Below are 22,039 nucleotides of genomic sequence, written 5' to 3'. Positions count from 1 at the left end.
TTTATATCTCCGTGACCTTAAGTTCAGCTTCAAAAGGTGTGAATTTCATATGAAAATCGGTCATTACATTTTCAGCGGCTCGTATTTGTGTGATGTAATGACTTCTATCTGTCACTGAGATATCTTCTCCTATTTCCATGTAACGAACTAAATTGTTATGTTTGTTTTGCCACCATTTTGCTTGGTCTTTGTCTATAATGCTTCCTTGTCCATTGCAATCTACACAAAACTGAGGAATAACAACACCATCCATATCGCAATCATAACCATTTTTGCAGTAGCTATGTGCTGTTCCATGTAAAGTTAATGTGCCTTTTTTAACTGCTTCATAGATTGTTTCCCAAGAGCTATAAATAGAAGGGATATCTCCTCTCATTTTTACAATAGCTTTTCCATATGAGCCTGATAGTAATTCGTCAGTGTGCCATTGCTTGAATATCTTATTCGTGGTCATTTCTGAGTTAATGATATCCAGAGTTTGCTGGATGTTTTTATCAATAACTAATTCACGAATACTAGCCAATTGCCCTCCATTGGTGTACCACTCAGTCATTGAAAGGTAGAGATGCTTAAACTGTTGCTTTAGAGCAACTTTGGTCCCTAGCCGGTGTTTGATGGTGTAAAAAGCTAGTGAGCGACGAAACTGGTGAGTTGCTAAGGGCCAAGGCTGTCCAATTACAACACTCTCTTTAATTTTGTTCATTGAGCTAGGATTTGATTCAATACATTCTTGATAATCTTCTTTGGTAACAAGAAAACCGAATTGCTTACAGAAACGATGTAGTCGTTCATTCCAAGTACTAATTAATACGGGAGGTCTTGAGCGTAAAATTTGGTTGCACCAAAGTAAATTGGTGTAACGAGGATCTGGATATTCGACTTGGCCTCGCCATGCTTTTGTTAATGTAGATACTAATTCAATTGCTTTTTCTGCAATAGGTGCTGCAACCCAAGTTTCTCGTTTTTCACCGAGTTTAAATGTATTGGATTGGAGCATATGAAAAACATGGTCATTAAAATTATCTTTGTAATAGCTATTGGGTGTGAGTTTATCTAACTCAGAGTCACGCATACCAGAAAAGCCTCCACAAGCGATATAACAAGCTGTAATTAGTTGTCCAAAATATTGTTGGAAGTCCCTGCCGTTATGGATCTTTCTACCTATTTTTTGATTGGAAAGTGGAGCTATAATAGTTTTGATCTCTAAAGGTAGATAATCCGCAATAGCGGTTAAATATTTACGATTATTAATAATTTCACGAGCATTGTTGGTACAAGTTAATTGAGTGCCATTTCGGATCTTGGTATCAAGTATATGTTTAGCTTCTAGGTAGTTTTTTTGTAAGTTAACTTCTGTGTTAGCAATTAATAATTTGTAAGGTAGGGCTTCTTCGATTAATTCAATAGCTTTCCCATAAATTGAGTCACTTAATCGTTCTGGGATTACGAGAGTTTGCTGAGCTTTTTTGTTACTTAGTTCTCTTGATAGTTTTACTGTTTCAAATTTATTTTTGAAGCCAAATGAAAACTGAAGCCAAGATTCGAGATCCATAGACTTATTAATAGAAACAAAAACTTTATCTAAAGTGTTTTGACTATAATCTTGCTCTATTAGGGCATTTTTGAAATCTTCAAGTGTTCTACAATCTGATAACGCCGAAAGTGACTTTATATTCATTAGTTTAAGATGTCGAAAGACTATATTTACTTTATATAACCGCTGAATAATAGTTGTGAATTTAGGGGCTTTCCCGTTATTACTTTTATGAAAAAGCCAACCATAAGCTAATAATTTGAGTTCAAGTTGTAACTCAAATGCATCATCCCAATCTTCAAATATGAATGAATAGTGGCTTTTGCTTCTGGCATAAGGCTTAAGATTCCATTTACTTTCACCAAAACGAGCCGTTACCACTCCATTTTTATCACGACAGACAACGACATTATTAAGTGCATTCCAATCTTTTTTATAAAATAAATGAATAATATCAATATCTTTATGTTCATATTGTTTGGGGAAATCAATAGCATATAAATATGGATTACTCATCAGTTCAATTCCTTAGGCATCTTTGAATGTGTTTTAGGTATCATAGCAATGATGGATTCAGCATCATCCCAATGGGGATGTAAGCCTTTATCGTTTAACATGACTTTGGCTTGTTTTAGAATGTTTTTTTTCAGTTTTGGTATGATATTTTCTGTAATGAAAATGATTGTTCTTTCAAAGTTTTGGCGATAATGATGCGTATTTAAATGTAGGTACAGTGACTCTTTAATACACTCTTTAAATGATAGGAGGCACCAAATATCGCTTACCGATTGAACTATGACCTGTTCTGGGCACCCAAAGCATTTTAGTAAATCAGCACATGCCAGTTTTTCACCATCTTTCAGCAAATTTCTTTGTTTAGCTTTTCTATTGTATGCCTCAGATTTCTCCCCAAAAGGGTTAGCACAACTGCCTCCGTTTGGAGTGCGAGATAATTGAGGGAAATTCGTTCTGTTTTCTTCTTCAATGGTAAGTACTTCAATACCAAGAGATATTTGAGCTTCTTTAGCACTGAGTTTAGTTATTGCCTGTTCTTGGCGGATAGATGCAACATCTTGCATTATGGCATTGTTGGTATGTTTGTTACCTGTAGAGTAATGTCTTTTTCGAATATGTGGAGTGTTGTCTAGTGTTATGTTATTGGCTAATTCTCCTTGATAGGCTGTTGTGATCTGTGACCCAGTTTCTCGAAAACGGCTGATTGTAGGTCTAAGTCTACGACCTTGTTGATCGATAAAAGGAAAGTGAACTTGTAACCAGCGCCTGTTAAAGTCCTCAAGGGTTGTTCCCGTAAGGGGATGTATATTTTTATACGCAATAGTCTGGAGTAATAGGGCATTATTAGAATTATCTAAGGCTTTTGATACCTTAAGTAAGGTATCAAAAAAGGTAATGCAGTATTTGGGTATGTCTAAGAAGCCGTGCTCACCCATTTCAATAGTAATCGTCTTGAAACTTCTACGTTTAAACGCAGGCATGGTATACCAAAGTTCCCCAATTGATATTGAGGCATTATTTGGACGCTTTAACTTAAGTAAAGTACCCGTGTTTAAGTAGGTGTAATAGCTCATTAAAAATGTGGCAGCGCACATCATCTTTGAAACAGCACCACAAAGATTGTAGTCTTTTTCTTTCCAATGAAAAATCATGGTTTTTACATTGTTATGTGCTTCTATGTGCTTCTTGGGGTTTTTAAGGAATTGTTTAGAGGTCTGATTAAAAAGTTGCCTTAAAAATGGAAGAAGTTGATTTAAATCACTTCTCGTATATGCTTCGAACGGTTCCAGTTGATCTCGACCAACTGATGGTATATCTCGAAACCAGTTGGCAGGTAGGTCGAGGTAATCGCGAAAAATAACTAACAGATTAGACCTTTTTCGGTTGTAGCTTGTATTTTTTAGGTCACCAAGCCTCACTTGCTCGAAAAGATACTGAAAATGGCTTTCTATAGAATTTTTATTGAATGGATTGATGCATTCGCTATCACACCATTTTATGTAATTAGTTATGCTATAAAACAAGTGATAAAGTGTACTATCTGAAACTCCTTCTTCTTTTTTTTGTTCATACTCTTCTATGAGTTGAAAAATAAAGTTGTCTCGATTCGCTGGCTTGAAGGTATTTTTTTTGTGTAAACTTTTGGTGGTAGGGACTCCTTTATAGAATAATCGATTGAAATCACAATACCGATTGTTACTAACATCCATTAAAAAATATAAGTCCTTATCCCATCCACTTAGGTAAGTCACTTTATTCATATTCATCACCTATAGCTTCGTGCATGATAGAATCTAAAATACCAAATTTTACCTTGAATATTTCTTTTCGCTTGAGGAAACGCAGATACTTCCAAGTGGTGCTTTCGTTTTTATGTCCCATCCATCCCATAAGAAGCTCTAAGGACTCTATCGTTCCTAAGTTAGCCTCTAATAAATCATTTAGTCGATATGTTCCGTAAGTCGCTCTAAGATCGTGAAATCGGTATTTGAATGTTTCATTTATTTGTTGAATATGAATTCTTAATTCAGACCATCTGGCTTTTACTGTCTCACTTGTAACAGGGTTACCTTGTTGGCTGATAAATAAAGGTTCGTGGCGTCTACATTGTTCTAGAATTGCTATAGTTTTATTATTTAGTAATACTTCATTGACGCTAAGTTGCTTTATTTTTGTATATAATTTATTGGCTCTAATTAACCTGCGCTCAGACGCTTGGTATTTACGCAAGGCTTGAAGTAAATCGACAGAGATTTCAATACGTCTTTGTTTATCGAATTTAGTTTGAACTCCAGTGGCTTGAGGGCACAAGGTTATTTCATAACGGTGCTGACTCTCAGCTATGGGAGTTGCGGTGTGTAATGCATCTAGGGTGAATGTACTAACTTCTTCAACTCGCATTCCTGTGTCTATAGAAAGTAGTACTTGTAGTCTCAATTCTTCTGAAGCATAGGGTAGAGAGTATATTAATAAATCAAGTGAATTTTGAGTTAAAGGAGAGAGAGGGCGAATATTTTTTGAGGTGCTATCTCTAGGTACTTTGATTCGAAGATCACTACTTTCGACTGTAAACACTGGTTTGATATGTGCCAACATTCCTAGGTTATTAACGTTAATTAATTCTATTTTAAATGGAGCTTCTTGTTCCCTTTTAATTTTTAGATATCCTTCGCTCATAGCCCATAGATAATAATTCTTGATGTGATTCATATAGTGATTAGCAGTGCTATGTGCTAATTCTCTAGATTTAATCGACTTGAGTAAGTATGAACGAAATTGATAAGTAGGCTTTAGTCTTTTGATTGGGGGAAAGTGATCCCACTTTAATTGTTCGACTTCTAGAAATTGATAGTATTTTAGTAAAGCCTGAGAGCATGGATTTAGGTCTTTAGCGCCTTTAATGGCTTTAAGATAAAAGAGGTAGCTATTTGGCTCGTGAAGAAATTCTCCATCTTGATTAAATAGAGTCGGAAGAGAACCAATATTCCCTTTGAATGGAGTGCAATGGTAAGAACCATCATTTTTGATGTGTAGTTCTGTTTTCTTAAAAACATCACTGGATTGGATTAATAAAGTCATTGCTCACCTAGAAAATATCACTGACGATACATACAGCATAGTCAGTGAATTTTTATTTTCCAGATTTACAAACGTGTATTTTATGTATTTCTACATTAACGTGTCATAGTAACAAATTCTTCAGAACCTGTCGGGTGGATAGCCACAACGGCATCGAAATCAGCCTTAGTTGCGCCCATCTTCATTGCTACTGCAAAACCTTGGATCATTTCATCAACCGTGAAACCGATACCGTGTAGACCAACGACTTTCTCGTCTTCGCCTGCACATACTAGTTTCATCTTACAAGGTTGACGGTGCTTAGTGACCGCTGTGTACATTGCAGTAAAGCCTGATGTGTACACTTTCACGTTCTCTTTGCCGTATTGTTCGTCAGCTTCTTGCTCTGTTAAGCCAATCGTACCAATTGGTGGGTGGCTAAATACAACCGTAGGAACTAAATCGTAGTCCATTTTTGCATTGGTTTTGCCATTGAATAAACGTTCTGAAAGTTGACGACCTGCTTTAACCGCAACAGGAGTCAGCTCAATGCCGCCTTCCATGATGTCACCAACACAGTAGATGCCTTTCACGTTTGTTTCTTGGTATTCATCCACTTTGATGTAACCGCGATCGTTCGTCGCAACACCCGTTTTATCAAGATTGATAGCGTCCGTTGCTGGGTGACGACCGATAGCCCAAATTAGCGTATCAACGTTTTGTGTATTACCGTTTTCTAGGTGAAGCGTTAGGCTGCCGTCTGCTTTTTTAACTACTTCTTTTGGTACCGAGTGAGTATGAAGTGTTGGGCCTTCGGTATTCATTACTTCAACTAGCGTATCGATGATCATTGGGTCAAAGCTACGTAGTGGTGATTCTTTACGGCAGAATAGGTGAGTTTCTGTACCTAGAGAGTGAAGAACGCCTGCGATTTCTACAGCAATGTAACCTGCACCAATAACTGCAACGCGTTTTGGTTGTTCAGTCAGTTCAAAGAAACCGTTTGAATCAATACCGTATTCTGCACCAGGGATATTTGGAATGGTTGGACGACCGCCAACGGCAATAAGAATATGATCCGCTGTGTAGTGCTCACCGTTTACTTCAACGGTTTTTGCATCAACAAACTTTGCAAAGCCTTTGATTACGTTTACTTTGTTATTACCAAGTACGCGATCGTAAGATTCATGAATGCGGCCAATGTAAGCTTGGCGACTTTCAATCATCTTGTTCCATTTGAAGTCTTTTAGCTCTACATCAAAGCCGTAATCTTCAGCGTATAGATTAATGGCTTCAGCAACTTGAGCACCGTGCCACATTACTTTTTTAGGTACACACCCTACGTTTACACACGTACCGCCAAGATCTTGAGCTTCGATCAGTGCCACTTTTGCACCGTACATTGATGCACGGTTTGCAGATGCGATACCGCCTGAACCACCGCCGATACAGATATAATCAAAATGCGTAGTCATTACTTTCTCTCCAATAAGTGTTAACCAATTCTAATAATTATCTTCATCTAATTTATTACATTGGTATTAATTCTTTTTATTTACTATGTATGAAATGCGACCAAATTTTATTTTTTCAAGGTATAAGAGCTTCAAGGTCTACTAGGTTTCAGGTCGCTTCGCTTGCAGGTTTCAGGAAGGAGATAAAACTGAGCAATGCTATCTTTTTCCTGAATCCTTTGAGGGAGCTTGCGACCGATCTGAACCCTTAGATCTTTTAGACCTTATTCCGGAACAATCCACTCTACTTTGAAGTGACCGGTTGCTGGTGCAATCGCTTCTTTTAAGGAAGGCAAAATATCGTTCATTTGGCTTTCTAGCTTCCAAGGTGGGTTAATCACGATCATGCCTGATGCTGTCATGCCACGCTCGTTGGTATCTGGTGATACACCTAATTCAATTTGCAGAATGTTACGAATGTCTAATTTTTTTAATCCGTTGATCATATCGTCGATATCGTGGCGATTTACCACAGGATACCAAATCGCATAAATACCCGTAGCCCAACGCTTATGACTTTGGCCAATAGCAGTAACTACATCGCGATATTCTTTTGCAAGCTCATAAGGTGGGTCGATTAAGACTAATCCTCTGCGCTCTTTTGGCGGAAGACTTGCTTTTAGTCGCGCAAAGCCGTCTTCTTTATAAATAGACACTTGGCGATCACGATGAAACTCTTGTTCAAGCAGTGGGTAATCTGAAGGGTGAAGTTCCGTCAGTACCATACGGTCTTGGCGACGCAAGTGTGCACGGCCAACACGAGGAGAGCCTGGGTAGTAACGCAGCTCTTCGCCGTCATTTAAGGCTTTGATAGCATCAAGGTAGCTGGTGATTTCTTCTGGAAGATTCGCTTGCTCCCAGATACGTGCGATACCTTGTTTGTATTCACCTGTTTTTTCAGACCATTCATGCGTTAAGTCGTAACGGCCAACACCTGAGTGGGTGTCATGATAAACAAATGGCTTATCTTTTTGAGTTAATGAATTAAGGATAAGGCTTTGTACAATGTGTTTAACCACATCGGCATGGTTGCCTGCATGAAAACTGTGACGGTAACTTAACATGGATGAACTCTCACTATTGGAATGGGAATATTATACCCAAGTTTGTGGCTCAATGTGTGTACTCTTGCATCAGCCATTGAAATTTAGTCAATTAAGCACCATCTTATCTACATAGTGACATCAAATCGAATAAGAAATAAAAAGGAATGAATATGTCTAACCCGCTACTGACCTTCACCGATTTACCTCCATTTTCTCAAATTAAGCCTGAGCATATTCAGCCTGCTGTAGAACAAGCGATTGCTGATTGCCGTGCAAAAATTGAAGAAGTATTAGCTTCTGACGTAACTCCTAGCTGGGAAAGCATTATTGTTCCTTTAGCGGAAACGGATGATCGTCTTAGCCGTATTTGGTCACCAGTAAGCCATTTAAATTCAGTAAAAAACAGCGAAGCATGGCGTGAAGCTTATGAAGCGTGTTTACCTGAGTTATCTGAATATGGCACTTGGGTTGGTCAACACAAAGGATTGTACGAAGCGTATAAATCCATTAAAGAGAGCGAGGCGTTTACAAGCCTATCTCAAGCTCAACAAAAAACCATCATTGATGAACTGCGTGATTTTGACTTATCAGGTATTAGTTTACCGGCTGATCAACAAAAGCGTTACGGCGAGATCAGTAAACGTAGCTCTGAGCTAAGCTCAAACTTCAGCAACAATGTGCTTGATGCAACTATGGGTTGGTCAAAACACATTACGGACGAAAAAGAGTTATCAGGTTTACCTGAGTCTGCAATGGCGGCAGCAAAAGCCGCGGCTGAAGCAAAAGAATTGGATGGCTGGTTACTTACGTTAGAAATGCCATCTTACTTACCTGTAATGACGTACTGTGATAACAAACCATTACGTAAAGAAATTTATGAAGCGTTCGTGACTCGTGCATCGGATCGTGGTCCAAATGCAGGTAAGTGGGACAATAGCGCAATCATGGAAGAAGAATTACAACTTCGTCATGAAATCGCTCGTCTACTTGGTTTTGGCTCATACAGTGATAAATCATTGGCAACCAAAATGGCAGAAAGCCCAACTCAAGTACTTGGCTTTTTAAATGACCTAGCAACAAAAGCAAAACCTCAAGGTGAGCGTGAAGTTGAAGAGTTAAAAGCGTTTGTAAAAGAAGAGTTTGGTATTGATGAGCTAGATCTGTGGGACATCACTTACTACTCTGAAAAGTTAAAGCAAAAGCTGTATCAAATTTCTGATGAAGAGCTTCGCCCTTACTTCCCTGAATCAAAAGCCGTATCTGGCCTATTTGAAGTATTAAACCGTCTGTTTGGTATGACAGTGGTTGAGCGTGAAGGTGTGGATGTATGGCATGAATCAGTGCGTTTCTTTGATATCTTTGATTCAACGAACACACTACGCGGCAGCTTCTACCTTGATTTGTATGCTCGTGAGCATAAGCGCGGTGGCGCATGGATGGATGAGTGTCGTGTACGTCGTTTGACTCAAGAAGGCGAACTACAGACTCCCGTTGCTTATCTAACCTGTAACTTTAATAAACCTGTCGGTGGCAAACCTGCACTGTTTACTCACGATGAAGTGGTGACGTTATTCCACGAATTTGGTCACGGTATTCACCACATGCTAACTCAAATTGATGTGGCGTCAGTGTCTGGTATCAATGGCGTGCCTTGGGATGCGGTTGAATTGCCAAGCCAGTTCTTAGAAAACTGGTGTTATGAAGAAGAAGCATTGGCGTTTATTTCTGGTCACTATGAGACGGGTGAGCCACTACCAAAAGAGATGCTAGATAAAATGCTTGCGGCGAAAAACTTCCAATCAGCGATGTTTATTTTACGTCAGTTAGAGTTTGGTTTGTTTGATTTTACACTGCACACTAATTTTGACCCAGAGCTAGGCGGTCGAGTACTGGAAACGCTAGCGGAAGTGAAAGCGAAAGTAGCGGTATTACCAAGCGTTGAGTGGAACCGTTTCTCTCACAGCTTTGGTCATATTTTTGCGGGCGGTTACAGTGCAGGTTATTACAGCTACCTATGGGCAGAAGTATTATCAGCTGATGCGTTCTCTCGTTTTGAAGAGGAAGGTATTTTTAATACCGAGACTGGTCAAAGTTTCTTAAATAATATTTTGGAAATGGGTGGCAGTGAAGAACCGATGGAGTTGTTCAAGCGTTTCCGTGGTCGTGAGCCGCAAGTGGATGCGATGCTGCGTCACGCAGGAATTGGTAAATAAAACCATACGCTAGCGCTAATTAGAAACTAGACGCTTCGCTTCTATAAGAGCAGGAAATGGTCCGTATGGATAAGTAATTTATCCAGTTGCCGTTTTTCTGCTCTTATAGAAGCGAAGCGTTATAGTCAGCGATAGCGTATCGAGAAATTAAACCCACTCAATCTCTTCATCGGCGTGCTTCTGACACTCTTCTTTTACCATCTCGATAAACTCCATGCCCGTTTTAGAACATGTCCATTTTTCATCAACATAAGAGAAGTGGAAGCCACCCGATTTTGAAGCTAACCAAATTTCGTGCATTGGTTCTTGTTTGTTAATGACGATTTGGCTGCGATTTTCAAATTCCAGCGTTAATACGTTTCCTGTGATAACAGGTTCAATATCAGCACCCGAATCATCAATCATATCTTCGAGTAATTGCAGTTTTTCATCGACTAGTTCGTGAAATTCAGTGTTATTCATCTTGTTTATCCTATTGCTTTTCTTGGCTGTGGTGCGATTATAGAGAGCATCAGTAGATATTAACACTAATGGTAAAATCTTATGCACAAAAGAGTGATGGCATTAATGCTATTGAGCCTTCTTACTTTAGCTGGTTGTGGCCAAACTGGTCCGTTGTACATGCCTGCAGATGAAGCACCACAAACAGAAGCGGCAGAGTAGTCAATAACTCTCGCGGATAAATCGATAAACAGAACAACGAAAACTAGACAAGGAAGATGACATTGGATTATTTCAATTATAAAGATGATGGACAACTTTGGGCGGAAGAGCTGCCTATTACACAGTTAGCTGAGCAATTCGGCACACCTTTATACGTGTATTCTCGTGCGACACTAGAGCGCCACTGGAAAGCATTTGATAACTCTGTAGGTAATCACCCTCATCTTGTGTGTTATGCCGTAAAAGCGAACTCAAATATCGGTGTGTTAAACGCACTTGCTCGTCTAGGTTCAGGGTTTGATATTGTTTCTCAAGGTGAATTAGAGCGCGTTGTTGCCGCAGGTGGCGATCCAACTAAAGTTGTTTTTTCTGGTGTAGGTAAAACGGCTGATGAAATGCGTCGTGCATTAGAGCTAAAAATTAAATGCTTTAATGTTGAATCAGAGCCAGAGCTTGAACGCCTAAATGCCGTTGCGGCTGAAATGGGGGTTATTGCGCCTATTTCTTTACGTATTAATCCAGATGTTGATGCAAAAACACACCCATATATATCTACAGGGTTGCGTGATAACAAATTTGGTATTGCGTTTGATCGTGCTCCTGAAGTGTATAAATTTGCTCAAAGCCTGCCAAATTTAGATGTTCAAGGTATCGACTGTCATATCGGCTCTCAATTAACCGATATTGAACCGTTTATTGATGCAACGGATCGTTTGCTAGCGTTGATCGATGATTTAAAAGCACAAGGCGTCAATATTCGTCACCTTGATGTTGGTGGTGGTCTTGGTGTGGTTTATCGTGATGAATTACCGCCACAACCTTCTGAATATGCGACCGCATTATTAGGCAGACTAGCGGAACATCAAGATTTAGAACTTATTTTTGAGCCGGGACGTGCTATTGCTGCAAATGCAGGTATCCTAGTTACTAAAGTTGAGTTTTTAAAACACACTGAGCATAAAAACTTTGCGATTATTGATGCAGCAATGAACGATCTAATGCGTCCTGCTCTTTATCAAGCGTGGCAAGATATTGTTCCTGTTGTACCTCGTGAGGGTGACGCTCAAAATTACGATCTTGTTGGTCCTATTTGCGAAACCGGTGATTTCCTTGGGAAAGATCGAGCATTGGTATTAGAAGCGAATGATTTACTGGCCGTTCGCTCATCAGGTGCTTATGGGTTTGTAATGTCATCCAACTATAATACACGTTGCCGAGCGGCAGAGATTATGGTGGATGGCGGGGACGTTCACCTTGTTCGTAAGCGTGAAGAGCTAAGCTCATTGTGGGAACTGGAAGCGATTTTACCCAACTAAAAATATTATTTAAGAGCAAGGTGCTAAGCATGCTTGCTCTTTTTTCAGCCAAGAAAGAAAACATACATAAGAAGAACAACTATGCACTTTCATTTTTCTAAAATGCACGGGCTAGGCAACGACTTTATGGTTGTTGACTGTCTGACACAGAATATTTTCTTTTCTCCAGACCTGATCCGTCGTTTGGCTGATCGCCATCGTGGTATTGGATTTGATCAGTTATTGGTGGTTGAAGCCCCTTATGATCCTGAAACGGATTTTCATTACCGAATTTTTAATGCTGACGGATCGGAAGTAGAGCAGTGTGGTAATGGTGCACGTTGTTTCGCTCGATTTGTACGAATGAAAGGGTTAACCAATAAAACCAGCATTTCGGTCAGTACTAAGAAAGGCAAAATGATTTTAAAAGTGGAAGATGATGATCAAATTACGGTGAACATGGGTGAGCCTGTATTTGAGCCAAATAAGATTCCATTTAAAGCAACGCAAGCTGAAAAAACCTATTTATTGCGTGTTGATGATAAAACCTTATTCAGTGGCGCAGTCAGCATGGGAAATCCTCACTGTGTGACTGTCGTAGATGATGTTGATGCTTATGATGTTGATAAGTATGGACCGTTAGTGGAAAGCCATGAACGCTTTCCTGAACGTGTAAATGCTGGATTTATGCAAATCATCTCACCAAATGAAGTGAAATTACGCGTTTATGAACGTGGTGCTGGTGAAACTCAAGCTTGTGGTAGCGGTGCTTGTGGTGCGGTTGCTGTCGGTATTATGCAAGAATTATTGGGTGAAGAAGTGAAAGTGTCTTTACCTGGTGGTGATTTGCACATCGTATGGCAAGGACCAGGAAAACCATTATTTATGACAGGCCCAGCAACACACGTATACGATGGTCAACTATCAATATGATTGAGAAGCAACAAGAATACATAGAGCCAACTGAGCTAACAGAAGATATTGTGGCTCAGTTTTTAACGGATCACCCTGATTTCTTTCAAAAACATCCTGAGTTATTGAATCGAATTAAGGTGGATACACCTGAGCGTGGGGTGGTTTCGTTAGTTGAGGTTCAGGTTAATAAATTGCGTGGTCGTATTGGTGAGTTAGAAGAAGAAATTACGCAATTGATGTCGTTAGCGGCACAAAATGATCGTTTGTTTCATGAGTTTTCAAGTATTCAAAAACAATTGTTATTGAGCGAAAACTTCTCTCAAGCTGTGGCTATTATTGAAAAAAAAGCCATTGAACTTAACTTAACCGCACACATTAAAATTGTTGAACATTCTCACCCTAAATATCATGTCGAGCAAAGTGCACTAGATAATTTTGTGAAGAAATTCTTGAATGGGCATTCCGCTTATTTAGGGCGATTACGTAAAACAGACCGCGATAGTCTTTTTGCGTATGGAGGGTTGGATTTATCAAGTTCTGATTTAGGCTCTTTTGCTATTTTACCTTTAGGTGCATCATCAAAGCCTATGGGTATCATTGCATTTGCTAGTCGTGATGGCGGACATTTCCAACCGAATATGGGCACACTGTTTTTAGAGCAATTAGTGAGTGTGTTTCATTATTTATTAACTCAATGGTCGAAGTTAGATAATGAGTGATGTTTTACCGGTTCAATTTTCAAAGCATCTTGATGCCTTTTATGAGTTCTTGCGCAATGAGAAAGGACTCAGTATCTATACCCAACGTAATTATAAACGTCAATTGACGACCATAGCGGAACAACTTGTTGAGCTAGGCGTTGAATCTTGGCAAGACGTTGATGCTGGATGGGTGAGACAAGTGACCAGTAAAGGAATGCGTGAAGGATTAAAAGCGAGCAGTTTATCTACGCGTTTATCTTCTCTGCGTAGTTTCTTTGATTTTTTAGTCTTACGTAATGTGTTGACGGCTAACCCTGCTAAAGGGGTGTCTGCACCTCGTAAATCTCGTCCTTTGCCTAAAAATATTGATGTAGATGAGATGGGGCAATTACTTGAAGTAAACGAAGATGACCCATTGTCTATTCGTGATCGCGCTATCATGGAATTAATGTATGGTGCCGGTTTACGTTTGGCGGAATTGGTCAGCATTGATGTTCGTGATATTCAATTACGTCAAGGTGAATTACGTGTCATTGGTAAAGGTGATAAAGAGCGTAAAGTACCCTTTTCAGGCCAAGCGAAAGAGTGGTTAGGGCATTGGTTACGAGTGCGAAATCAATTAGCAAAACCCGAAGAAAAAGGATTGTTTGTTTCTAAGTTAGGTGTGCGTATTTCTCATCGAAATGTACAAAAACGCATGGCTGAATGGGGATTAAAACAAGGGGTAAATAGCCACATTAGCCCACATAAATTGCGTCACTCCTTTGCGACACATATGTTGGAATCCAGTGGTAATTTACGTGCGGTACAAGAACTGCTTGGGCACGAAAATATTTCTACTACTCAAATCTATACCCATTTAGATTTTCAACACCTTGCTCAAGCGTATGACCAAGCGCATCCTAGAGCGAAGAAAAAATAGAATCGTATGATACAAAAAAGCCAGAGAACTCTCTGTTTTTTTTAATTCATTGATTTTAAAAGCCATTACAATGATATTCACTATTTGGCCTATGATAGGCCAAATAGTGAAAAAGCTTATTTAAGCAATAAATTCTCTAGGTAATGAGCAACGGCTTCGTCAGCTGAAGAACCAATTACTTCATTATTTGGTAGTGCTTTTTTTACTTTCTCATGCGATGTACCCATCACAATCCCTTTGCCAGCCATGCTCAACATTTCGTAGTCATTCATGCCGTCACCAAATGCGATGCAGTTTTCTAATGTCTTACCAAGTAATTTAGCCACCGCCTCTAGTGCTGCCCCTTTTGATACTTCAGCTGCCATGATTTCTAAACACCAAGGCGTAGAGAAAGCCACCATCAGTTGATCGCCAAACTGTGCTTTTAATTGCTCTTCATATTGCACTAAATACTCGTGTTCAGGCATGGTCACAAAGACTTTAGCAATATCGTCTACTGGTGGGTTATTTACATCGAATACCGTGTAGGTGAAGCCGTTGTCATGAAATTCTTTTAAGCTCTCATCTTCAGCATTAATGAACCATTGCGTATCTGAGTACATATGAATTGTCAGTTGGTCATCATTTTTTAGTAGGTCGATAACCTGAGGCACTAACGTTTCTGGAACATTTTTGCTGTAAATTAAATTATCATCAGCATCATGAACTCGAGCACCATTAGATGTGATCATATAAGCCGGAATACCCACATCACTGCGAATATTACCAACATCAATATGATGGCGACCCGTTGCAAAAATAAAGGTTAAATTTTGCTGGTGTAATTTGTTCAGTGTTTTTTTCGTGAAGTCAGCAACTTTGTGCTCTGGAGTAAGAAGGGTACCGTCAAGATCCGATGCAACAATGGTAATCATAAAGCCTCATGAGAATACCAATGCCAGTAAATAGAACATTCAATTAACGGCATCAGTATAAAATTAGAATTCAGTTTAATGAGGCTAAGTTTACGTCACTTTATAAGTAAAAAAGAGGGTAAAGATTACACTTCTTATCTTTCCTCTTTTTACTTTTTAGCAGAGCATCACACGTGAGAGTGTTGTTGGAAAAAATCAATGATAGCAACTAATGCTTGGTTGCGGCATTCATCCGTCTCAAACAGCAATTCATGTTTAGCATCAGAAATGGTTATTAATTGGCAATCTGGTGCTTTTTTCTGAAACTTCACATGCGCGTTATTATCAACGATTTGGTCTTTTTCACCTTGAAGTAATAAGGTTGGAAGCGTGCATTGTGCTGCTTGGTCAACACACAGCTTTGCCCCTTTTAATCCCTGATTAACCCAATGATTGCTTGGACCACCGATCTGCAATTCTGGTTTGGTGTCATAGAGCTCTCTAAACCACTGATAGCGAATTTCACAAGTAGTGAGCGCATTATCTAAAAATGGTTTTGCATGATATGGCGCTTGACCTAAGGCGTAAGAAGGCTGTTTTGACCATAAACTTAAGTAGCGACTAATTGGGTTTGCAATGGGCTTTAGCCAAGGTTGCATATGAATACCATGCATTGGAGCACTTAATGCTAAAGCGGTGTAGGGGTGAGAGTGAGTTTCAACGTATTGAGTTGCAATTGCCCCTCCCATTGAATGGCCGAGTAGATAGCAGTCTTGGTAATGCTCTGGTGTGATTAATGATTGAGTTAGGCTATTTAAATCCAGAACGTAATCATTAAAGTCTTCAATATGACCAATATCATTATTATCCGTTAGGCGATCGGACAGACCTTGGCCACGGTGATCGAAAGAATAAATATCATAGCCTTGGCAGAATAAATCATAAAACAGCTCTTGATATTTATAGACGCTTTCAATTCGTCCGTTAACAACCATGATCGCTTTGGTGTGAGCAGGGCTGGTAAAGCTAACCCAATGAAGTTGTGTTTCCTTTTCTCCTTGATAAAAACCGTGTTGGCGTTTCTCCCAAAAAGGGGCTACTTGGTTTTTCATGGTTTCAAGGTAATGCGTTTCTTGAGTAAAGGTCGCTGCTTTCATTGGACTCTCTGAATAACGAATAAGTGAAATCGATGCTGTTATTATAATGACATAAGTTAACTTCGTATCATATTTTGGTAAGTTCTTGCATACTTCTTAAGCAAGAGCATTTTTTTTATTGTGTGTTTCGACTAAGATGTCCTTCAAATCATTAAGGAATGTGTTGATACATCTCAAGTTCATAAAGAAATTGCCGATATAATCATTTATCATCCCGATATATTTTTACAGGATACCGCTTTAAAGTTATGTATGCATACGTTGCCAGACAACCGATACTTAATCGAAAAAAACAGACTATAGGATATGAACTGCTTTTTCGCGACGGTGCAAGCAATGCGTTTCCTGATATGGAAGCCAATCAAGCAACGTGTCGATTGTTGGTTGAAAACTTTATGGCAACGGGAAATAACCCTGCTTTAGAGTCTCCTCGTAGTTTCATTAATTTCCCACAAGAGTCATTAATTTCACTCGTTCCAACGGCATTTCCTAAAAAGAAGATTGTCATTGAGGTTCTTGAAACCTGTACCCCAAACGATGAGCTATTTAGTGCGATTAAACATTTGCACAGAATGGGGTATGTGATTGCGCTTGATGATTTTAGTTTAGACCCTGAGTGGGATCGATTCCTTCCTTATTCTCATATCGTTAAGTTAGATATTATGCAGCTGGGTCTTGAGAGAGCGTGTGCTTATGTTAAGCAGCGTAAACGCCAAGGTTGTAAGCGTCATTATTTAGCTGAACGAGTAGAAACGAATGAAGAGTTTCAGCAAGCTTTAGATGTCGGTTTTCATTTCTTCCAAGGGTATTTCTTTAGTAAGCCTGAAATCATTAAAAATCGAGTCGTAAAACCTGAAGAGTTGTTAACGGTACAACTTTTTCAAGAGGTGTGTCGTGAAGAGGTCGACTTCACTCGAATTGAGCAATTGATTTCTCAAGATGTGTCTCTGTCGTACCAGTTGTTGAAGTTTGTAAATACGGCAGCAGTTCGATTAGAAAATCCAATTTCATCGTTTAAGCAAGCGTTAGTGTATTTAGGAGAAGAGCAGATAAAAATGTTCGTGACCTTAATTGCTACAGCGCATGCGGCGATAAATAAACCCAAAGAGCTGTATAAGCAATCATTGGTGAAAGGCCGGTTCTGTGAGTTGATGATTTATCGTTGTCAAAATGGAACGCCAGGCCAACAAGCGTTTATTGTTGGATTGTTCTCTTTACTTGATGCGTTATTGGATAAGAAATTAGATGATGTATTAGTACAGCTATCTTTGAGCCAAGACATTGAGAAAGCCATTTTGATCCGTGAGGGATTATTAGGGTCAATGCTGGAGTTGTATGAAAACATCGATACTGGTAATTGGGAAAATATTGATAAGTTGAGTCGACAACTTGGGTTCTCTGCAAAAACTGTTGAATCTACCTATCAAGAAGCCGTTAAGTGGTATCAGAGTATTTTGTCTAAATAGTTTTTCAATTTCATTATGTTTAAATAAAAACGTCCCATAAGTGATTTATGGGGCGTTTTTTTGATTTACTGACAGTAATTAATCATTTGCACAGTATCTGAAAAGAGCTTCTGAACCAGTTGGTGACACTCTTGTGTTATTGATGTAATCGTTTCTGCTTTCTCTGGATTAACCAAGTCGTAATCCCCTTCAATGTTATAACTAAAGCCATCACCGGTAATCGTGATCGGTTTGATTGTAATACGTCCACGGTTGGCTGAAATATGAATTGGCTCAACATGAATTGGATAAGATGCTTGCTTTGTTTTAGGTTCTTTGACTGCATTATCGGGTTGCTCTGTATCAGGAACCAAACCTAATTTATATTGCCATAATTCTTTCGCTGTTTGAGTGGTCACCATCTCTCTTGGAATGATATTTAAATCACCATTAAAACTGTAATTAAAGCTGTCACGATTAGCTGCAAGGCCACTGCCATTAAAAGTAAATTCAGCCATACCATCCAGTGGAACAGCATGAGGGAATAAACTGGTTAGATAACTAATTGGCAAACCGTCACCGTACGCTTCTACCTGCCAAGGCTGACTATCTTGAGTTAAATTTAAGCTGCCGCTAAAGCCAAATAGCCCTTCAGCTAGTGGGAAAAGCGCTCGTTCAACAGTCCAAAGTCCATTTTCAGTATTCATCTCAATCAACATTTGTTGCGTTAATAAATAATTAAAACTGGCATTTGAAGCGCTTAAAGAGAGTTTTCCATCCCATAATCCCCATTGGTAATATTTTAATAAATCAAGATCATGACCTTCAGCATTCAACCCTGAAACTTGATATGGGTATTTCCCCTCAGGCTGTATTACTTGCACATTGTTGATGTCGACGTTATCGATCTTAACTTGCTCAAGTTGCTTGATATATTCAACGATTGAGTCTGTATCTTTGTTGTCAATTAACCATCTTATCTGACTAACCGTTAACGATTTTAGATTGATTTTATGAGGTGATAAGTCACCTGAAAGCTGAATGTTGCCATTAAAAATATCAAAAGACAGGTTTTCAATATTGGCTTCTTTTTTATTTAAAGTGACATCCATGATCGGTTTTTCAATCATGGTTTCATTCCACACTATGCTGTCAGCATTAAGGGAAATATTGGCGTTAGTCTGCTCCCAGAGATCGTAAGGAAGTAAAATATTTTCAGCCGATAGACTGAGATCGTTTGTTACTATCTGAGGTAATTCTAAATTGATATTTAATAAATCGATACGCTTGAATTGATACGTAAAGTGTTGCTCTGATAGCCACTGCAACGGCTTCCCAATGATGTCAGCATTATCTGACTCTAAATTAAATCGACGTAGCGTAAATTGTGGGATAACCCATAATTTGTTTTCTTTTAACTCAGCTTGCGCAGTAATGGTACTCCCACGCCAAGTGAGTGATATGCCATCTAGTGCGGTGTAATCTTGTGAGTAGTAGCCATCAATGAGCACATCATCTAGAGCTTCTGATTGCCAATATAGTTGTTGTGTTGAAAACTGGAATTCACCTTCAAAAGGTAGCGTTTTGGTTTTATTAATTGACCAGTTACTGAGTTGAACTTGTGCTTCACGGATAACCAATCCATCGTCAGCAAAATCTAAATTGGAAATACTCAGTTGTGCAATAGAAAGCCAATCCAATTGTTGAGTGTTAGGTAATCCTGTTTGTAAGCTAATTCCGTCGATTTTTACACTATCAAATGCCAATTTATTATTTTGAATAGGGTGTTGAGATAACCAAAAATCAACTTGCTGAATATTAATATTTTTTTCTGATTCAATACTCACATCTGACAGAGTTAAATGCAGCGGTGATTGAATTGAATAATTAAGTTCTCCAAAAGAAATCTTCTGATGAGAGAGTTTTTGAACCAAAGGATTAAGCACGGGTTGTGCATAAGGAGTATGTAATAAGGCTAAGAATGCGACCACAAGCAGCAAACAGAAAGTGATAAGCCAGCCTAGGCTTTTCAGTGTGGTGTACATTGTTAACTCCAATAAAAGAAAGATGAATAGAAAGAGTGGAGTAAAAACGCCTTTCAATCAAGTGATCGTGTTCAATAATCCTTATGATCTCCAGTCTTTATTGCGTTCTTGAGCTAAGGGTATAAAAAAGCCCTTCTCATAAGGAGAGAAGGGCTTGGTTTTTATTAGTAATCAGGCGTAGGTTATAGCTGAGGACCCGCTTTAACTAACGCTTTTCCTTCTTCGTTATCTGTGTATTGAGCGAAGTTTTTGATAAAGCGTTGCGCTAAATCTTCCGCTTTGCTATCCCACTGTAGTGGGTCAGTATAGGTGTCACGAGGGTCAAGAATAGAGGCATCAACACCAGGTAGAGATGTCGGTACTTCTAAGTTAAATACAGGGATATTTTTGGTTTTAGCTTGGTCAATTGAACCATCTAAAATCGCATCAATAATGCCACGTGTATCTTGAATTGAAATACGTTTTCCTGTGCCATTCCAACCTGTGTTTACGATGTAAGCTTCAGCGCCTGCAGCTTCCATACGTTTAACCAGTACTTCTGCATATTGTGTTGGGTGAAGCGTTAAGAACGCAGCACCAAATGCAGCAGAGAAAGTTGGTGTTGGTTCTGTAATACCACGTTCAGTACCTGCAAGTTTTGCGGTAAAACCTGATAGGAAGTGATACTTAGTTTGTTCTGGTGTGAGTTTCGCTACTGGTGGTAGGACACCAAATGCATCCGCTGTTAAGAAGATGACTTTTTTAGCGTGGCCAGCTTTTGAAACTGGTTTAACGATGTTATCGATATGATAGATAGGGTAAGAAACACGAGTGTTTTCTGTTTTAGAACCATCATTAAAATCAATAGAGCTGTCGCTACGTACAGTAACGTTTTCTAACAACGCATCACGGCGGATTGCGTTATAAATATCTGGCTCAGCTTCTTTTGAAAGACGAATGGTTTTAGCGTAACAGCCACCTTCAAAGTTGAAGATACCATCGTCGTCCCAACCGTGCTCATCATCACCAATAAGTTGACGTTTAGGATCGGTTGAAAGCGTAGTTTTACCTGTTCCTGATAAACCAAAGAATACCGCAACATCGCCTTTTTCACCGACGTTAGCTGAACAGTGCATTGAAGCAATGCCTTTAAGTGGAAGTAGGTAGTTCATCATTGCGAACATACCTTTTTTCATTTCACCGCCGTACCAAGTACCACCGATGATTTGAACGCGTTCTGTTAAATTGAAAGCAACGAAGTTTTCAGAATTTAATCCGTGCTTTTCGTAATTAGGGTTAGTTGCTTTTGCTCCATTCATTACCACGAAATCAGGCTCGAAGTTTTCAAGTTCTGCTTCTGTTGGACGAATGAACATGTTTTTCACAAAGTGTGCTTGCCATGCTACTTCTGTAATGATGCGAACGTTTAAACGAGTATCTGGGTTGGCACCACAGAAACCATCAATAACAAATAAGCGTTTACCCGATAGTTGTGTTGTAACTAGCGACTTTAGATCATCCCAAACTGCTGGCGTGATAGCTTTGTTGTCGTTCTTTCCTTGATCTGACCACCATAGCGTATCTTTGGTAGTGTCATCTTTTACGATGTATTTATCTTTTGGTGAACGACCAGTAAATATACCAGTATCTACCGCAACTGAGCCAAGCTCTGTCATTACACCACGCTCATAACCTTCTAAATCTGGACGTGTCTCTTCTTCAAATAGTTGCTCATAGCTTGGATTACGTAGTACGTCTGTAACCCCAGTAAGACCATATTGAGTTAGATCGAGTAGTGCAGCCTTCTTGTGTTCCATAACAGTCATAGGTGCTCCTTAGAGGATTTTGTAGGGATTTTAATATTTCTAATTATTTGTATTCTGCTAATCATGCTAACAACGCGGCAAATTGAAAACAGGGAGATGAATCACAAAATAACCATAAAGTGGTAGTGGTTATTTTATCGCCATCACAAAATAGCAATAGCTCTATTCTACTCTTAATAAAATCGATTGCGCTAGATGTAATTGATTATTATTTAATCAAAATTAAGTGTGGATAAGTGGAATTAAAAGTGTGGTTTATATCAAATTTAGTTATAAAAAAAGCCAACCTAACGGCTGGCTTTTGTAACAGTTTTGCAA

The 22,039-nt window shown here is 39.1% G+C and carries 17 protein-coding genes; 7 read left to right on the top strand and 10 right to left on the bottom strand.

Going from position 1 to position 22,039, the window contains the following annotated elements:
* Position 1 precedes the first annotated feature (1 nt).
* From AVFI_RS13115 to AVFI_RS13095, 5 genes are all read right to left on the bottom strand, one after another.
* Positions 2-2,050: a hypothetical protein gene (locus tag AVFI_RS13115; protein ID WP_199414919.1), complete on the bottom strand. Its 2,049-nt coding sequence runs from the start codon at positions 2,048-2,050 to the stop codon at positions 2-4.
* Positions 2,050-3,810: a hypothetical protein gene (locus AVFI_RS13110; RefSeq protein WP_188863911.1), complete on the bottom strand. Its 1,761-nt coding sequence runs from the start codon at positions 3,808-3,810 to the stop codon at positions 2,050-2,052. The genes AVFI_RS13115 and AVFI_RS13110 overlap by 1 nt, the downstream gene beginning before the upstream one ends.
* Positions 3,803-5,128: a tyrosine-type recombinase/integrase gene (locus AVFI_RS13105; protein ID WP_199414918.1), complete on the bottom strand. Its 1,326-nt coding sequence runs from the start codon at positions 5,126-5,128 to the stop codon at positions 3,803-3,805. The genes AVFI_RS13110 and AVFI_RS13105 overlap by 8 nt, the downstream gene beginning before the upstream one ends.
* Before the next feature lie 95 nt (positions 5,129-5,223).
* On the bottom strand, positions 5,224-6,582 hold the full coding sequence (gene gorA, locus AVFI_RS13100; protein ID WP_188863874.1) for a glutathione-disulfide reductase: 1,359 nt from the start codon (positions 6,580-6,582) through the stop codon (positions 5,224-5,226).
* Between the two features lie 263 nt (positions 6,583-6,845).
* On the bottom strand, positions 6,846-7,685 hold the full coding sequence (locus AVFI_RS13095) for a 23S rRNA (adenine(2030)-N(6))-methyltransferase RlmJ (RefSeq protein ID WP_054775822.1): 840 nt from the start codon (positions 7,683-7,685) through the stop codon (positions 6,846-6,848).
* 152 nt (positions 7,686-7,837) lie between these two features.
* On the opposite strand from AVFI_RS13095, the gene prlC reads away from it, so the two are divergent.
* Positions 7,838-9,880 carry an oligopeptidase A gene (gene prlC, locus AVFI_RS13090; RefSeq protein ID WP_054775823.1) on the top strand — a complete coding sequence of 681 codons (2,043 nt, stop codon included), beginning with the start codon at positions 7,838-7,840 and terminating at the stop codon, positions 9,878-9,880.
* Positions 9,881-10,027: 147 nt separating this feature from the next.
* On the opposite strand, the gene cyaY is transcribed toward prlC, so the two are convergent.
* Entirely contained in the window at positions 10,028-10,342 is a 315-nt protein-coding gene (gene cyaY, locus AVFI_RS13085; protein ID WP_012534347.1) for an iron donor protein CyaY, read from the bottom strand.
* 81 nt (positions 10,343-10,423) lie between these two features.
* On the opposite strand from cyaY, the gene lptM reads away from it, so the two are divergent.
* From lptM to xerC, 5 genes are all read left to right on the top strand, one after another.
* On the top strand, positions 10,424-10,543 hold the full coding sequence (gene lptM / locus AVFI_RS13080; RefSeq protein ID WP_005421451.1) for an LPS translocon maturation chaperone LptM: 120 nt from the start codon (positions 10,424-10,426) through the stop codon (positions 10,541-10,543).
* A gap of 62 nt (positions 10,544-10,605) precedes the next feature.
* Positions 10,606-11,859, top strand: coding sequence for a diaminopimelate decarboxylase (gene lysA, locus AVFI_RS13075; RefSeq protein ID WP_005421449.1), 1,254 nt, complete (start codon positions 10,606-10,608; stop codon positions 11,857-11,859).
* Positions 11,860-11,940: 81 nt separating this feature from the next.
* Complete coding sequence (gene dapF, locus AVFI_RS13070) at positions 11,941-12,771, top strand: diaminopimelate epimerase (RefSeq protein ID WP_005421448.1); 831 nt, start codon at positions 11,941-11,943, stop codon at positions 12,769-12,771.
* Positions 12,768-13,472 (top strand): DUF484 family protein, encoded by a 705-nt coding sequence (locus AVFI_RS13065; protein ID WP_012534350.1) that lies wholly within the window; start codon positions 12,768-12,770, stop codon positions 13,470-13,472. The genes dapF and AVFI_RS13065 overlap by 4 nt, the downstream gene beginning before the upstream one ends.
* The gene (xerC, locus tag AVFI_RS13060) at positions 13,465-14,376 is read left to right on the top strand and encodes a tyrosine recombinase XerC (protein WP_005421444.1); all 912 of its coding nucleotides are present in this window, start codon (positions 13,465-13,467) and stop codon (positions 14,374-14,376) included. Before AVFI_RS13065 ends, xerC begins: the two co-directional genes overlap by 8 nt.
* A 116-nt stretch (positions 14,377-14,492) precedes the next feature.
* Here the strand turns inward: xerC and AVFI_RS13055 are convergent, their stop codons facing one another.
* Positions 14,493-15,290 carry a Cof-type HAD-IIB family hydrolase gene (locus tag AVFI_RS13055; protein ID WP_005421442.1) on the bottom strand — a complete coding sequence of 266 codons (798 nt, stop codon included), beginning with the start codon at positions 15,288-15,290 and terminating at the stop codon, positions 14,493-14,495.
* Positions 15,291-15,457: 167 nt separating this feature from the next.
* On the bottom strand, positions 15,458-16,426 hold the full coding sequence (locus AVFI_RS13050; protein ID WP_017018504.1) for an alpha/beta fold hydrolase: 969 nt from the start codon (positions 16,424-16,426) through the stop codon (positions 15,458-15,460).
* A 248-nt stretch (positions 16,427-16,674) separates the two neighbouring features.
* Between AVFI_RS13050 and AVFI_RS13045 the strand changes: the two genes are divergently transcribed.
* Positions 16,675-17,892 carry an EAL and HDOD domain-containing protein gene (locus AVFI_RS13045; protein WP_011262838.1) on the top strand — a complete coding sequence of 406 codons (1,218 nt, stop codon included), beginning with the start codon at positions 16,675-16,677 and terminating at the stop codon, positions 17,890-17,892.
* A 65-nt stretch (positions 17,893-17,957) separates the two neighbouring features.
* Here the strand turns inward: AVFI_RS13045 and AVFI_RS13040 are convergent, their stop codons facing one another.
* Positions 17,958-19,916, bottom strand: a complete 1,959-nt coding sequence (locus AVFI_RS13040) for an AsmA family protein (RefSeq protein WP_155662862.1) — start codon at positions 19,914-19,916, stop codon at positions 17,958-17,960.
* Positions 19,917-20,098: 182 nt separating this feature from the next.
* Positions 20,099-21,721: a phosphoenolpyruvate carboxykinase (ATP) gene (pckA, locus tag AVFI_RS13035; RefSeq protein WP_017018502.1), complete on the bottom strand. Its 1,623-nt coding sequence runs from the start codon at positions 21,719-21,721 to the stop codon at positions 20,099-20,101.
* Positions 21,722-22,039: the final 318 nt, after the last annotated feature.

It is taken from the genome of Aliivibrio fischeri ATCC 7744 = JCM 18803 = DSM 507 (genome assembly GCF_023983475.1).
Classification (GTDB): Bacteria; Pseudomonadota; Gammaproteobacteria; order Enterobacterales; family Vibrionaceae; genus Aliivibrio; species Aliivibrio fischeri.
Note: the sequence above shows the minus strand (reverse complement) of the source record. Positions and strands in the feature narration are given on the sequence as shown.